Consider the following 14,642-nt stretch of genomic DNA (forward strand, 5'->3'; position numbering starts at 1 on the left):
CGTAAGATGAAAGTGATTGGCGTGGGCGACAACGTTGTCGATAAATATGAGCACCGGCGCGTGCGTTACCCCGGCGGCAATGCGCTGAACTTCAGCGTCTATGCCGCAATGCTGGGCGCGGAGTCTGCCTATCTGGGGATTTTTGGTGATGATAATGCGGCGGAGCACGTGCAGCGTGCGCTGGCCGCGCGCAGTATCGATACACGCTACTGCCGCCAGGTGGCAGGGGAAAATGGCTATGCGCGTCTGACTATCCAACAGGGCGAGCGGGTGTTTCTTGATTCCAATCTTGGCGGCGTGCGGCAGACAGAATCGATGGCGTTTATTTTGCCGCATCGCGACTGGCTGCAGGATTTTTCGTTGATCCACACCAGCAGCTACAGCTATATCGATGAACAGCTGCCCGAGCTGGCGCAGCTCCCCGGCTGGCTGAGCTATGATTTCTCGGATGATTTCGTAACCGAACAGGCGCTGCCGCTCTGCCGCTGGCTGGACGCGGTATTTTTCTCCTGCGCGGATCGTTCACTTGAGGAAACGCGCGAACTGCTGGTTAAGGTGGTTGAAGCCGGGAGCCGATACGCGATTGCCACGCGCGGTGCTGAAGGTGCGCTGCTGTTCGACGGGAAAAACTGGTATCAGCAGGCACCGGAAGCGGTTACGCCCGTTGATACGCTGGGCGCGGGAGATGCATTTATCACCGCCTTTCTGCTGAGTTTCCGCCAGCAGGGGGATATTGCGGTAGCACTACACGCCGGAGCGCAGTTCGCGGCGAAAATCTGCCTGCTGGAAGGCGCTTTTGGTGATGGGGAAGCTTACTGAGGAAAATGTCATATAGCACATTATTATCTTTAAAAATGAGAGGGAATAATAAGGCATTGCTCATTTTTTCTATTACAAGTTAGATTAAATACTACTGGCGATAGCCAGTAGTAATGATTCAACTATTACGCAAAGAGGCAATTTCTCAGTTTAATGTTGAAGTTTCGCTTTTTGTTACACATTTAATAAACCAAGTCGTGAATTGAATTTTATTTAGACGTACCATTTAATCCATTACATGGAATGTAAGAGGTTAACTTATGGATACAGTTGAAGAATTAAATGGAACATACTTCTATGATGGATCTTCTAATCTTAGTGCCGGCGAGTTGTTTTTCTGGATTATGATTGATGAAACATTAGACCATTTTGGTATATCAGACATCACTGCAGTGGCTGCAATATATATGGGTTCCAATACCGTTACGGTAGCAGGGAAGTTTTCAGGAGCGACACCGGGAACCTCTATTGCTTCTGTCTATTCAAGACGGTTATTCAGGGAGCGTATGATGCCAGTCAGGCTTCCAACGTGGGTGGGGTTTCCTCCTAACACTAAAAGAATAATGACTCAGAAATTAGGAACATTCGTTGGCAGAACCATTCCCGTATTGGGATGGATAATACTGGCAGTTGATGTGTCTACTATTTCATTCAAAGCAGTGAATAAATATAATACCCTCGCACATCCTTCCGATCGTATATGGTAAGAGCTTAATGGGTGCTTCCTGCGTAACACAACGGCAAGTGATGGCCTGGTATGATGAAAACTGGAACAGCCGCGTGTTTCCTTTTTTCAAGCGGCCGATGTTGACATTAGAAACCAGCCTGTCGACGGGGAAATATCCCTGGTCAGCTGATGATGCGATGGACATACTTGAAGATTACTTCAGTCGTTTTTCTGTCGACAGACAGACCTTCGCCTTTCACAGTTACTGGCCTAACGAAGAAACATTTATCCCGATAATTTTTTTACGTTCAAAAAAAAATAAATGGCAGTGGCTTGAACCCAAACCACTTACGTTAAATATGCTGGTGGAATCAGCTAAGGCTGGACGCTGGCTTTATGATTAAAAAGGAATTTGATTATGGCTATACCTGCTCATCTGTGGCTCAGAGATGACGGCGATGCGTTGATTAAGGGTTCATCCGATGTCAACGAACGGGAAGGTAGTATAGAAATTATTGGTTTTGGCCACGGGCTACATATTCCTACGGATAATAACACAGGGAAAATCACTGGAACCCGCATTCATGCACCAATGATTATTGAAAAAGAATTCGATAGTTCAACACCTTATCTTTACAAAGCGGTTGCTACAGGTCAGTCACTACGAAGCGCTGAAATAAAATGGTATAGAATTAATGACGCTGGCCAGGAGGTTGAATATTTTAATATGCTTCTTGAAGGCGTCAAAGTGGTGGCGGTGATGCCGACGATGTACAACACAAAAACTGTAGAAAAATGTAATCATATGGAACGCGTAGAACTTCGTTATGAAAGGATTACCTGGAAATATAACGACGGAAATATTCAGTATAGTGATGCATGGAATGAGCGCTCAACGGCATAAATGTACAGACCCGAAGCATGAGCTTTGGTTTTTTTAAACTATCTCAACGTTTCATGCAAAACATCTCGCCAAACTTCAGATCCAGCCGGGATTTTCTTTTTATACAGGCAACGCGGAAGCCAGAAAGCAGGTTGGTTGTGCCCCCGAATGAGCAATCCATAGTGCAGAATTGAAAGAAGGAAGAGCTGATTGGTTTTTTCAGGCAACACGGAAGTCCGAAAGCAGGCTGGTTGTGCCCCCGAGCGGGCAATCCACAGCGCTGAACGCAGAAAGGAAGCCAGGATTCGCCTGCAAGGACGCAGGCGAAAGGCACAGCCGCGCAGGACGCGCGTCTGTGCCGGTCCGACAGGCTGACGATCGAAGTGAAGGCACCGCGCAAGCGGCGCGAGGACGCCCGACCGGGGGCACAACCCGCCAGCGCTAACTCCGGGCATTACAACCATTCGTTCATGCAGATAGCGAAGCACTCATCTAATCCAGCCCGAAGCTGCAACCATCACCCCACATTAATATCCTCAGCGTGCGCCAGCAGATACTGCTCCGCCTCGCCGGACCAAATCCCATGATGCCGCTCCAGAATCGCCGCCAACTCAGGATCGGCAATCTTACCCAGCGGCGTCAGCGGCAGTGATTTACCGGTGTACACCAGCTTTTTCCCGCCGCCCACCGCAGGCAGATCCAGCGTCGTTTCCCCGGCCGCATTCAGCCCCAGAATATGAGTGACGATCTTCGCCGCATTGACTTTCTTCGCCTGCATCAGCTCAACGGCGGCACGCATATCGTCGGTATTACCGCCGGAAGTACCGACGTAGTGGGTAAAGGCATAGTGCACATCGTAGAAATTAACCGGCGCGCTGAAGGCCTTATCCTGCGGGCCGGCGAAGAAATTAACGCAGCCGTCCGGGGCCAGCAGCGAAGAGGAGAGGGTCAGCAGATGCTCCTTCGGAACGAAAACGAAAATATCATCAAAGCCTTTGCCGTCGGTCAGCGCCATCAGCGTATCGTAATCGGCCTCGTTGCCGTCGATATAATGCAGTTCGGTCTGCGGCTCGGAATGATAGTGCTGGCGCGCATAGCTCATCTTCGGCTTATTGGTATCGGTGACGACCAGCAGCGACGGGTTGATCGGGCCGTGCAGGGCATAGTCGATGGCCAGCAGCCCCATCGGGCCGGTACCGCCGAGGATCAGCGTGCGGCCCTGCGGGCGAATGCCCATCACGTGATTATAAGTGCCTTCCTGCAGGTGATAGTTGGCGTTAAACGCGCCGATCACGCAGGAAAGCGGCTCGACCATCGATCCTTCAAACCAGGTATCGCCCTCCCAGGAGAGCAGACAATCCTGCTCCATCACCTCGTTGGGGATCACCACGTGAGTCGCGCCACCGCCGATCCACGGGAATGAATAGCCCGGGCAGTCGGGGCGATCCGGCAGTTGCAGGTTGGCCTGGATCACGTAGCGCTGCCCGGCGTGGAATTTATGCTGCCATTTCTTGCCGACTGCGAGGATCTCACCGCAGAACTCGTGGCCGATAATGATCGGATTAGTTGCCACATCGTCCGGCACCTTTTTGTGGTCCGCGCCCAGATTGGCCTCTTTCCAGGAAGAGAGGCACAGGCTGTCGGTCACCACGCGTGCCAGAATTTCATCGTCCTGCATCTCCGGCAGCTCAAAGGTTTCCAGGCGCAGATCGCGTTTGCCGTACAGGCGTAAAGCTGTTGTTTTCATAAACCACCTCATTGTTTAGTGTGCCCCGCCAGCGATGCGGGGCGGAAACTCAGGACAGGAAGCCCAGCGCGTTGCCGACAATCCCTAAGCCAAACAGGGCGAAGATCAGCCACACCGGGTTAATTTTTTTGTTGAGAAGACGCACCATCAGCAGCGTCAGGCCCAGCGCCAGCAGGCCGGGGCAGAGCTGATCGAGAATGTTCTGTACGGTAGTCGTCACCGTGCTGCCGTCCGGGCCGGGCGTTTGTGACACAATCACCGGCACGCTGATGCTGGTCCATTTGGTTACCAGCACCCCCATCACAAACAGGCCGAGGATTGATGCCCCCTCGGTCAGTTTTTGCAGCAGGTTACCGCCCATATCGCTGACGATGTTGACCCCTTTACGGAAACCCCAGGTCAGGCCGTACCACTTCAGTGCCAGGCGCACCGCATTGAAAATAAAGAAGAAAAGCAGCGGGCCGAGAATATTGCCGGACAGCGCCAGCGAGGCACCCAGCGCGGCGGTGATCGGGCGCAGCGTGCCCCACACCAGCGAGTCGCCGACCCCGGCCAGCGGTCCCATCAATCCCACTTTGATACCGTTAATTGCCCCGTCATCAATATCGGCACCGTTGGCGCGCGCTTCTTCCATCGCCACCGTCACGCCAATCACCGGCCCGCAGACCGCTGGCGTGGTATTAAAGAACACCAGGTGCCGCTTCAGCGCCGCGACCTGATCTTCCTTCAGCGGGTACAGGCGCTTGATGGCGGGAACCATGTCGTAGCAGAAGCCCAGCCCGTGAATACGTTCGAAGTTGAATGACGCCTGCTGCAGGTTCGAGCGCAGAAACATCTTAATCAGGTCGCCCTGGGTGATTTTTCTCTGTTCCATTGTGGTCACCATCAGTCATCAAGCTGGTCGAGGGAGGAGGAAGATGTGGTGGAAGCCTGAGGTTCGGCCTTGCGCCACTGCGGATTCAGCTGGATATAGATCAGCGCGATAATCACACCGACGCCGCCGAAGGCCAGCAGGCTGAAATTGAGGTAGCCGCCCGCGAGGAAGCCGAGGAAGAAGAAGGGCATCAGGTACTTCACGCCCATCATGCGCAGCACCATGGCGTAGCCGACCACCACGATAAAGCCGCCGGCGATTTGCAGGCCGCGGGTGACGAATTCCGGGATGGCGTTCAGCATATTGCTGACCATATCGGCGCTGACAAACATCGAAACAATCAGTGCCGGAACGGCCACGCGCAGCGCCTGAACGCCCAGTGCGGAAACGTGCAGCAGATCGATGGTGCCAAACTTCGCTTCCTCTGCGGCTTTATCCGCCGCGTGCTGGAACACCACGGTAATGGTGCGGGCGAGCACCGTCAGCACCTGGCCCGCCGCGGCGACCGGCAGCGCAATAGCAATACCGGTGGCGATGCTTTGGTGGCCGACAATCACCAGAATGGCGGAGATGATGCTGGCCAGCGCGGAGTCAGGCGACTGCGCCGCGCCAACGTTCATCCAGCCTAGGGCAATAAGCTCCAGCGTGCCGCCGAGCATAATCCCGGTTTTTAAATCCCCAAGAATTAAGCCAATAACGGTACAGGCAATTAACGGACGGTGGGTCTGGAATTCATCCAGCACGCTGCCCATTCCGGCAATACAGGAAAAAATAAAAATAGCGATTATTTGTAGGGTACTTATTTCCATCTTTTTCACCATTGAAATATGACGGTGCCTGCCTGTCACGGCATAAATACAGGCGCTGTTGTTTTTTATTCTGTGGCGGCGTGTTCTTTAATCTTGTCGAGGATATTTACCGATGGATCGGACGCCACCACGCGTAAATCCAGTTTTACACCCAGCTTATCCAGTTCTGTGAAAGCCTGAATATCCTGCTCATCCAGAGAAACCGCTTTGGTTAACTGTTTTTTCCCCGGTCGCCATGCCATGCCGCCAATATTCAGTGTGGCAATTTTTACGCCCTGTTTAACCATCGACAGCGCATCCTGCGGATTGGTAAATAAATAGAAGACGGTTTCATTCTGATATTGTGGGTTGTGATAAACCGCGACGGCTTTTTCAATATTCACCACGTTCACTTTCATACCCGGCGGCGCGGCCTGGCGCAGCAGCGTGCGGCGGACTTCATCGTTAAATACGTCATCATTGCAGATAATAATGCGCTGGGCGTTGGCCACTTTCGACCAGACGGTGGTGACCTGGCCGTGGATCAGGCGGTCATCAATACGGGCGAGCGTAATGTTCATTACAAATCCTCCTCAACGGTTTCCGGTTGCTGCCAGACGACACAGCACTGGCTGGCTATCGCGGTCAGGTGCTCGCACAGGGCATCAACGTTCAGTGCATCCTGGTTATCCACCACTTCCAGCGCCAGCGGTAACGACAGGCCGCTGATGACCCTCAGTCGGGGATTGTGCATGGCCAGTGCTGCCGCCGCATTCCACGGGCTTCCGCACTGTAAATCCACGGCTATCAGCCACTCCTGTTCATTGTGAGCACTAACTAACTTTTCCAGTTTAGCTGTGATATCCCCGGCGTTCTCACCCGGGACAAACTCCACCGCCGTGGCGTTGACCTCGCCGTACACCATCCTCACGGAATCCAGTACGGCGCAGGCAAACTGGCCATGGGCACAGAAAATAACGTTGACCATTTTTCTCTCCTTAACCGCGCGTTTTACCGCCAGCGATGTTAGTGGTCACTCCGGTTATATAGCTTGCACGCTCTGAAAGCAGGTAACAGGTGAAGTCCGCGACTTCGCTCAGGCGGCCAGAGCGGCCGATCGGGATGGTATTTTTGCTGTAGCCGTCGCGCAGCTGCTGCACGCTGATATTGCGCGTCCAGGCCAGCGCCTCTTCATATTCCGGGGTACGCAAACCGGTTTTCTCCAGAATGCCCGGCGCAACGCCCACGACGCGAATGCCGTGTTTGCCCAGCTCTTTTGCCCATGAGCGGGTAAAGCTGTTCAGCGCCGCCTTGGTTGCCGCATAGCAGCTCTGGCCTTCGGAACCTTCCAGCCCGCTTTCCGACGAGACGTTAACAATCACCCCTTCGCGCTGTTTGACCATCTGCCGCGCGACCGCCTGCGACATTAAGAACACGCCTTTTTGATTGATATTGACCATTTTCTCAAAGGCTGCTTCATTCAGTTCATAACGGCCCGCCGGTGCCTTTTCATCGACTAATAAACGCGGGAAGTTGACCCCGGCGTTATTGACCAGGCCATCAATGCGGCCAAATTTTTGAATGATATTTTCTACGCTTTGATTAACGTCAGTCGCGCTGGAAATATCGGTTGGCCAGAAATGATAATTCTCGCCATTATGATATTTATCACCGCCGTGGATATCGGTCATCTGTACATTGGCACCCTGCGCCAGTAATTCATCGACGATTGACAAACCAATTCCCGATGCGCCGCCGGTAACGATAATTATTTTCCCTTCCAGGTTTAACCATGTGTTCATTTCATACCCCTCGTTTTTTAGATAAAGGGATTTCCCGCAGAAAAATCTGCGTGAAATCACGTTGTTATTTTTTACTTCAGTAACGACTCGGCGGTTTCTTTATTCGTTATCAAACCATTAATATATTTACCGTGCAGCGCACCCAGAATACCGGCGTATTTGGCTTCCCCCATCGCGATGCCGATGCGATAACGCGCCTGTTTTAGTTTTTCCATTTTTATCGACAGGGTTTTCTCATTCATATTGGTTTCAACCATTTCGCCGTCGATATCGTAAAAGCGCGAACAGATATCGCCGACCACGCTGCGGGCGTTGAGATCGTCACTCTCTTCGCTGCCGTAAAACGCGTGCCAGTTTGCCCCATCGCGAATCGCCGGGGAGCCAATCCCTACCAGGGCGATGTCCAGATTATCCCAGTAGGAGGAGATGGTTTTAAAATGCTCGGACTGCATAATGCCGTTACGAATCAGTGCGTTGTCCAGCAGCGCCGGAAAATCTGCCAGGTGAGACTCTGCTTTTAACTTCGCGGCGGCATCGTAGGTCAGCGTATTCACGTGATAGCGGCTTTCCAGTTTCCCGGACGGGCCGCCGATAATCGGTACGCAAATCGTATGCCGCGACTGGCCGGCCTGCGGCAGGTTGTCGACCAGCGCACGTAAGGCCCGGCCCCATGAAAAACCGACGATATCGCCCGGTTCCAGCAGTCGGTCGACCAGCTGCGCACCGTGCTGGCCGATGATGTTCAGCTGGTCGTCCTCCTGCTGGGATTCACAGGAAGCAACCACCACCTCTTTCAGGCCGAATTTCTGTTTGAGCTGCTGTTCCAGCCACAGGTTTTCGTTGCAGTCGTAGTTGATGGCAATCGTCACGATGCCCTGATCCCGGCCGCGTTTGAGCAGGCGGCTAATCGTGGTGCGGTAGATCCCCAGTTCGCGGGCAATTTGTGCCTGCGTCATATCCTGCTCGTAATAGAGCTGGGCGATTTTTACAATCAGGCGGATATCATCGCTGGTTTCCATCGTCATCCTCGGGTTTCTGCACATTTGTGCAAATCACGTTTTCGCTGTCCTGATCTGATATAACCCGATCGATGAACGACTTAAAAGTAATATTCACGTGTTTCAGGCCAGTTTTACGGAGCTTTGTCTTGCACATTTGTTTAATGATTGGGTGTTTTCCGGCACGTTTGTGCAGCTAGCTCTAATTAATTGATTATGCTGTTTTTTGCCGGGCAAGTTTGCACGAGGTGGGAGTGGGCACTTTTGTGAAGAAAGGTGTAATGGATCACATTTAGTTCGGCAGGTAATGGTTTAAGCAATTTCTTCGCCATTTCAGGCGCGAGCGGATAGTTACTTTTTACAGCTTAAGAGCTGTTTATATTTATTACAGCTTACAGGCTGTATTAGATTTTATACAGTCTTTAAGCTGTATTTTGCATTAACAGCCTATCGGGTGTAAAGTGGCAGGGCCGATTATATTTTGTACAGATTTAGAATGAGGGTTGAAACTCTATGAATACTGTTTATCCGTTGAAGACCCTGAATCAGCTGAGGCCGCTGCTGGTTGGTTTCCGTAAGGAAAAAGGGATGACGCAGAAGGATGTGTCAGAAAGGTTGGGTGTAACACAGCAAACCTATGCCCGCCTGGAAGCCAATCCTGCCAGCGCCAGCATCGAACGTCTGTATAAGGTCTTTACTGTGCTGGGCATTGAAATGGTGCTCTCTGCCGGACCTTCTTCGCTGATGGTCACTGCTGCGAAGGAGCCAATGAAAGAAGTCTATTCGCCTGCCAGACAGGAGAAATGGTGAAACTATGCGGCGTACTCAGCAGCGTTTAGCTATCTGGATGAATGGCATTCATGTGGGGTTCTGGGAAAAGGTCAGGGGAGAAGATCGGCTGGAATATCTGCCTGAGTGGATTGATGACGAGTTGGGCAGGCCCCTGTCGCTTTCACTGCCTTTCACGCCGGGTAATCAACCCTGGCGTGGCAGTATTGTACGCGACTATTTTGATAATTTGCTGCCTGATAGCGAAGGGATCCGCAGGCGTTTAGCGATGCGTTATCAAGCTGAAAGTCTTGAGCCTTTCGATCTTCTGGCTGAGCTGGGAAGGGACTGTGTTGGTGCGATACAGTTACTGAATGCAGGTGAGCATCCCAGTAATTTATTCTCAGTGAACTGCCGCCCGCTTTCTGAAGCTGAAGTTGCCGCTGTACTGCGCGATACCACGACAGGGTTGCCAGGACGGCAGTCTGAACCTGGCGATTTGCGTTTATCTATCGCCGGTGCTCAGGAAAAAACGGCCCTTCTTTGGCAGAATGGGCAGTGGTGCCTGCCTGAAGGCAACACACCGACCACCCATATATTCAAGCTGCCACTAGGGCTGGTCGGCAATATGCAGGCAGACATGAGTACCTCCGTGGAAAATGAATGGCTGTGCTCTCTTATACTTGATAGTTATGGTATTCCTGTCGCAAAAACGCATATTGCGCAGTTTGAAGAGCAGAAAGTTTTGAGCGTTGAGCGCTTTGACCGGAGGTGGTCGCAGGATCGTCAATGGATCGTTCGTCTACCCCAGGAGGATCTGTGCCAGGCCCTGGGGGTTTCTCCGCTGAAGAAATATCAGGCGGATGGCGGTCCGGGAATTTCCGATATTATGGCCATCCTGAATCATTCAAAGCGGGCGGCGCGTGACAGGGAACAGTTCTTTAAAGTGCAGATTATTTTCTGGCTACTGGCCGCGACGGATGGGCATGCAAAGAATTTCAGCATTACGCTTGAACCGCAAAACAGATATGAGCTGACGCCTCTTTATGATGTTCTATCCGCATGGCCGGTGATCGGCACGGCACGGGGTCAGCTTGCCTGTAGGAAATGCAAGCTGGCCATGGCTGTTCGCGGTAGCGGTAACTATTACGAGCTTTTTCGGATCCAGCGGCGACACTGGCTTAATCATGGAGAATTAGTTGGGCTGGATAGCCAATACGTTGAGTCTGTGATCGACGAACTTATTGCAATCACACCGAAAGTGATCGAAAAAGTAGCCGGTTTGCTGCCTGATTCGTTTCCTGCGAAAGTCGCGGAGGCTATTTTTACAGGCATGCGGCAGCAGTGCGAAAGATTAGCTGCCAGCGCATAAAATCCGACAGGCTCACAGCAGATCCATCTGCCCCCAGGCATCCTGCTGATGCATTTTTCCGGCTTTCTTTACTTTCTTTGTGTTCACCACCGGCGTGCGGTTCACAGACGGTTTGCTTCTTCGCGCAACCACCGCTGCAACGCTTTGCCCTCTTCGCTCAGTTCCACTCCCTGCCGCACGCAGAGATAGTAGTCGCGGCCGTCGTCGCTGGCGTGGTCGAACAGCTTGACCAGTTCCCCCGACTGCAGATAGGGGGCGATCATCGGCTCGCGCATCAGCGCGCAGCCCAGCCCGGCCCTTACTGCGGCCAGCGTCAGCAGCCCGTCCTCAAACAGCGCGCCGTCGCGGCGAAAGCGCCTGACGTTCTGTTCGGTGAACCACTGCTGCCACGACGATCGCTCCTCGTCGTGTACCAGTCGGCTCTGCGCCAGAATCTCCGGGGTATCGATGTAGCCGTGCACGCGCAGGAAGTCGCGGCTGGCCACCGGGATCATCCTGCCCGGGATCAGCTTCTCCGCCTGATAGCCGGTCCACTGGCCGCTGCCGAAGCGAATCGACAGATCCGACGCATCGCTGTGGTAGTTACGGTGGTTGGCGTAAACCACGTGGATCTCGATCGACGAATGGGCATTAGTGAAGCGCGGCAGCCGCGGAATAAACCAGCCCATACCGAACAGCGGGATCAGGCTGATAGTCACCTGCCGCGAGCGGTTCTGCTCCATCAGATGCCCAGTTGCCTGGCGCAGCACGCTGAAGGCCGATCGGATCGAGCGGTAGTATTCGCGCCCGGCGGCGCTGAGGATCAGCCGCCTTCCCTGACGGTGGGTCAGCGGCTGCTGGAGAAACGTCTCCAGCACGCGCAGCTGGTGGCTGACCGCCGACGGCGAGATATCCAGCTCGTCCGCTGCGGCGCTCAGGCTGCCCAGCCGGGCGATAGCTTCAAATACGCGCACCGCCCGCAGCGGCGGGTCGTCCGAGAGTTCACCGCTCGCCGGAAAACCCGACTGTTCTGTTTTATTCATATGAATCAATAATTCTCAGTTTTAAGGTGGTTGGCGTTTTTATAAAACATAGTGAATTCAGCTAACTACCTCAAATCAATTTTACGATAAGTAAGAAGGATTCCGTATTTCACAATTTAACTCAGTTAACGGATCGTAGGCCCGCAACGCACTATTCCATACGACAACTGTGGATACCCGATTGGCGGCTACGCTGGCGTCGGGGTGTAACTAACGGGAGAGGCACGATGAGCTGTAGTCAGAATCAGGAGCTGGGCATTCTTGCCCGCCGGAAAATTGAAGCGGAGATCATCAAACCGATCTATGACCTGCTGGTGCGCGATCTGGGCAAGGGTCGTGCACAGGCGATCATTGGCGAGGCGATCGAAAACGCGGCGATCCAGGCCGGGCGCGAATTTGCCGCCCGTGAGCCGAAACGGGCCGATCTGCGCAGTTTCGTCGCTCTGCAATACCTGTGGGAGAAAGACAACGCGCTGGAGGTACGGGTACTCGACGACGACGGCCAGCAGTACAACTATGACGTTACCCGCTGCCGCTACGCGGAGATGTATCACGAAATGGGGCTGGGTGAGATTGGTCACCTGCTCTCCTGCGCGCGCGACGACAAGTTTATCGTCGGCTATGCGCCTGACGTCGAGCTGACGCGGACCACTACCGTGATGTCGGGCGCGCCACGCTGCGATTTTCGTTACCGGGTGAAACCGGACGGCGAACGATGAGCGCCGATCTGCGGGTTAACGGTGAACGCCTGTGGCAGACGCTGCGCACCTTTGCCACGTTCGGTGCCACCCCGGCGGGTGGAGTTACCCGGCTGGCGCTGAGCGCCGAGGACCGCCAGGGGCGCGACACGCTGCGCCACTGGGCGACTGAGGCGGGTTTTCACTGCGAGATTGACGAGATTGGCAATCAATTTATCCGCCGACCGGGGCGCAATCCGCAGCTGGCATCGGTAATGACCGGTTCACACGGCGACTCGCAGCCGCTGGGCGGCAATTACGACGGCATTTACGGCGTGCTGGCGGGGCTGGAGGTACTGCGCACCCTCAACGAGCGCGGTATTGAGACCGAACGCGATTTGCTGCTGGTGAACTGGACCAACGAGGAGGGCGCGCGCTTCGCCCCGGCGATGCTGGCATCCGGCGTGTGGACCGGCGTGTTCTCCCGCGAGTACGCGCTGGCACGCCGCGACGGCGACGGCATCAGCGTGGAGGAGGCACTGCGGGCCATTGGCTATCGCGGTACGGCGGCGGCGCGGGCGATCCCGCTTCACGCCTGCTTCGAGCTGCACATTGAGCAGGGACCGATTCTGGAGGAGACCGGCACCGACGTGGGCATTGTGCGCGCGGCGATGGGTCAGCGCTGGTTTGAAATTACCCTGACCGGCTTTGCGGCGCATGCCGGAACCACGCCGATGGACCTGCGCCAGGATGCGCTGTGCGGCTTCGCCGAGGTGGCGCTGGCGGTAGAGCGCATCGGCAGGCAGTTCGCCGACGACGGCCGGGCGACGGTCGGTATGGCGCAGCTGACCCCCAATTCGCGCAACGTCGTGCCGGGCCGGGTGTTCTTCACCGTTGAGTTTCGCCATCCCGACGCCGACGCCCTCGATCGCATGGAGGCCGCGCTGCACGCTGCGCTGGCAACGCTCGGCGAGCGGCGGCTGACGGTCAGCGCCGGGAAAATCTTTGACTACGCGCCGATCGCCTTTGACCGGGGCTGTGTGGCACACATCGAGCATGCTGCCGGAGCCCTGGGGCTGACGCAGCGCAGCATGGTTTCCGGAGCGGGGCACGACGCCTGCTACCTCAGCCGGGTGGCTCCGACGGCGATGATCTTTATTCCCTGTGAAAAAGGTATCAGCCACAACGAGGCCGAGAACATCCTGCCAGCGTGGTCAACGAACGGCGCTGACCTGCTGCTGCACACGCTGCTGGCGGCGGCCAACGAGCCGGACTGATCGTTCTGTTTTTTTCATATATTGATGTTGTTTCGCCTGATGTGATTAATGTGGTTTTTTATATTTTTATTAAAAACAACATGATAGGCGTTAATTAAAAAATAATAAGAAAGAATAACTGCGTATTTCCCTCTTCAATTCAATTATCGGATTGTAAGGGTATTACAGACGTTGAGATGAAAATAATGAACCAGTGGCAAACCTTTACAGCACAGAGTGACGACGGTCCTGCGCGGCACGCGGCAATTGGCCTGATCGTGCTGGACAGCGATGTGGTGATTGAGCAGGAGGTGCGGCGCTTCCTGCCGGCCGACGGTGTCGGGCTGTTCGCTTCTCGCATCAGCATGGCACCGACGCTGTCGCCGGAGACGCTGGGCGCGCTGCGGGATGAGATCCCGGCGGTGGTCGCGCGGCTGGTCCCTAACGACCGACTGGACGTTATCGCCTTTGGCTGCACCTCGGCGTCGATGGTGCTGGGCAGCGCAGCGCTGGAACAGATTATCCGGGCGGCGCGCCCGCAGGTGGCGGTGACCGACCCAATCCGCGCGGCGCTGGCGGCGGTCTCAACGCTGGGGATTAACCGGCTGGCGGTGCTGACGCCCTACGAACCCGCGCTGAATCAGCTGTTCGACGACTTCTGGCCGGCGAACGGGGGAGCGGCAGTCGTGGCGCGCGGCTGCTTCAGCAAGAACAGCGATCCGCAGATTTGCCGCGTTGCGCCGCAGGCCATCTGGCAGGCCGCACTGCAGCTGGTACGGCAGTCGGGTGCCGACGGCCTGTTTATCTCCTGCACCGCGATGCGCTGCTCCGACATTATTACCCGACTGGAAGTCGACCTCGGTATTCCGGTGATTACCAGTAACCAGGCGCTGGCCTGGCATGCAATGCAGTTAGCTGATTGTCATCATAATTCAACACATTACGGCAAAATTTTCTCTTCCTAACACC

At 54.6% G+C, this 14,642-nt stretch carries 17 protein-coding genes; 9 read left to right on the forward strand and 8 right to left on the reverse strand.

Annotated elements, in window-relative coordinates:
• Positions 1-6 precede the first annotated feature (6 nt).
• The 4 genes from IBT46_RS20115 to IBT46_RS20130 all read left to right on the forward strand — a co-directional run bounded on the left by IBT46_RS20115 (position 7) and on the right by IBT46_RS20130 (position 2,390).
• The gene (locus IBT46_RS20115) at positions 7-819 is read left to right on the forward strand and encodes a PfkB family carbohydrate kinase (RefSeq protein ID WP_200547117.1); all 813 of its coding nucleotides are present in this window, start codon (positions 7-9) and stop codon (positions 817-819) included.
• 260 nt (positions 820-1,079) lie between these two features.
• Positions 1,080-1,526 carry an STM2901 family protein gene (locus IBT46_RS20120; RefSeq protein WP_200547118.1) on the forward strand — a complete coding sequence of 149 codons (447 nt, stop codon included), beginning with the start codon at positions 1,080-1,082 and terminating at the stop codon, positions 1,524-1,526.
• Positions 1,527-1,533: 7 nt separating this feature from the next.
• Positions 1,534-1,890 (forward strand): DUF1493 family protein, encoded by a 357-nt coding sequence (locus IBT46_RS20125; RefSeq protein WP_200547119.1) that lies wholly within the window; start codon positions 1,534-1,536, stop codon positions 1,888-1,890.
• A 14-nt stretch (positions 1,891-1,904) separates the two neighbouring features.
• A complete protein-coding gene (locus tag IBT46_RS20130) occupies positions 1,905-2,390 on the forward strand; it encodes an Hcp family type VI secretion system effector (protein ID WP_200547120.1) in 486 nt (161 codons plus the stop codon).
• A 496-nt stretch (positions 2,391-2,886) separates the two neighbouring features.
• Here the strand turns inward: IBT46_RS20130 and sorE are convergent, their stop codons facing one another.
• From sorE to IBT46_RS20165, 7 genes are all read right to left on the reverse strand, one after another.
• Entirely contained in the window at positions 2,887-4,116 is a 1,230-nt protein-coding gene (sorE, locus tag IBT46_RS20135) for an L-sorbose 1-phosphate reductase (RefSeq protein ID WP_105593029.1), read from the reverse strand.
• 49 nt (positions 4,117-4,165) lie between these two features.
• Positions 4,166-4,990 (reverse strand): PTS system mannose/fructose/sorbose family transporter subunit IID, encoded by an 825-nt coding sequence (locus IBT46_RS20140; RefSeq protein WP_200547121.1) that lies wholly within the window; start codon positions 4,988-4,990, stop codon positions 4,166-4,168.
• Between the two features lie 11 nt (positions 4,991-5,001).
• Positions 5,002-5,799 (reverse strand): PTS mannose/fructose/sorbose transporter subunit IIC, encoded by a 798-nt coding sequence (locus tag IBT46_RS20145; RefSeq protein WP_200547122.1) that lies wholly within the window; start codon positions 5,797-5,799, stop codon positions 5,002-5,004.
• A 65-nt stretch (positions 5,800-5,864) separates the two neighbouring features.
• Complete coding sequence (locus IBT46_RS20150) at positions 5,865-6,359, reverse strand: mannose/fructose/sorbose PTS transporter subunit IIB (RefSeq protein WP_200547123.1); 495 nt, start codon at positions 6,357-6,359, stop codon at positions 5,865-5,867.
• Positions 6,359-6,766 (reverse strand): mannose/fructose/sorbose PTS transporter subunit IIA, encoded by a 408-nt coding sequence (locus IBT46_RS20155; protein ID WP_200547124.1) that lies wholly within the window; start codon positions 6,764-6,766, stop codon positions 6,359-6,361. The genes IBT46_RS20150 and IBT46_RS20155 overlap by 1 nt, the downstream gene beginning before the upstream one ends.
• Before the next feature lie 10 nt (positions 6,767-6,776).
• Complete coding sequence (locus tag IBT46_RS20160; RefSeq protein ID WP_200547125.1) at positions 6,777-7,580, reverse strand: SDR family oxidoreductase; 804 nt, start codon at positions 7,578-7,580, stop codon at positions 6,777-6,779.
• Positions 7,581-7,651: 71 nt separating this feature from the next.
• Positions 7,652-8,599 carry a sugar-binding transcriptional regulator gene (locus IBT46_RS20165; RefSeq protein ID WP_200547126.1) on the reverse strand — a complete coding sequence of 316 codons (948 nt, stop codon included), beginning with the start codon at positions 8,597-8,599 and terminating at the stop codon, positions 7,652-7,654.
• Positions 8,600-9,091: 492 nt separating this feature from the next.
• Here IBT46_RS20165 and IBT46_RS20170 point away from each other — a divergent pair, with 492 nt between their 5' ends.
• A complete protein-coding gene (locus IBT46_RS20170) occupies positions 9,092-9,388 on the forward strand; it encodes a helix-turn-helix transcriptional regulator (RefSeq protein WP_200547127.1) in 297 nt (98 codons plus the stop codon).
• Positions 9,389-9,392: 4 nt separating this feature from the next.
• Entirely contained in the window at positions 9,393-10,718 is a 1,326-nt protein-coding gene (locus IBT46_RS20175; protein ID WP_200547128.1) for a type II toxin-antitoxin system HipA family toxin, read from the forward strand.
• A 101-nt stretch (positions 10,719-10,819) separates the two neighbouring features.
• Here IBT46_RS20175 and IBT46_RS20180 read toward each other — a convergent pair whose 3' ends face one another.
• Entirely contained in the window at positions 10,820-11,740 is a 921-nt protein-coding gene (locus tag IBT46_RS20180) for a LysR substrate-binding domain-containing protein (RefSeq protein WP_200547129.1), read from the reverse strand.
• 227 nt (positions 11,741-11,967) lie between these two features.
• Here IBT46_RS20180 and IBT46_RS20185 point away from each other — a divergent pair, with 227 nt between their 5' ends.
• From IBT46_RS20185 to IBT46_RS20195, 3 genes are all read left to right on the forward strand, one after another.
• The gene (locus IBT46_RS20185) at positions 11,968-12,459 is read left to right on the forward strand and encodes an L-2-amino-thiazoline-4-carboxylic acid hydrolase (RefSeq protein ID WP_200547130.1); all 492 of its coding nucleotides are present in this window, start codon (positions 11,968-11,970) and stop codon (positions 12,457-12,459) included.
• Positions 12,456-13,694 carry a Zn-dependent hydrolase gene (locus IBT46_RS20190; protein ID WP_200547131.1) on the forward strand — a complete coding sequence of 413 codons (1,239 nt, stop codon included), beginning with the start codon at positions 12,456-12,458 and terminating at the stop codon, positions 13,692-13,694. Before IBT46_RS20185 ends, IBT46_RS20190 begins: the two co-directional genes overlap by 4 nt.
• A 176-nt stretch (positions 13,695-13,870) precedes the next feature.
• On the forward strand, positions 13,871-14,638 hold the full coding sequence (locus tag IBT46_RS20195; protein WP_200547132.1) for an aspartate/glutamate racemase family protein: 768 nt from the start codon (positions 13,871-13,873) through the stop codon (positions 14,636-14,638).
• The last annotated feature ends 4 nt before the right edge of the window (positions 14,639-14,642 follow it).

The sequence above is a fragment of the Erwinia sp. S38 genome, from assembly GCF_016624545.1.
GTDB classification, from domain to species: Bacteria; Pseudomonadota; Gammaproteobacteria; order Enterobacterales; family Enterobacteriaceae; genus Erwinia; species Erwinia coffeiphila.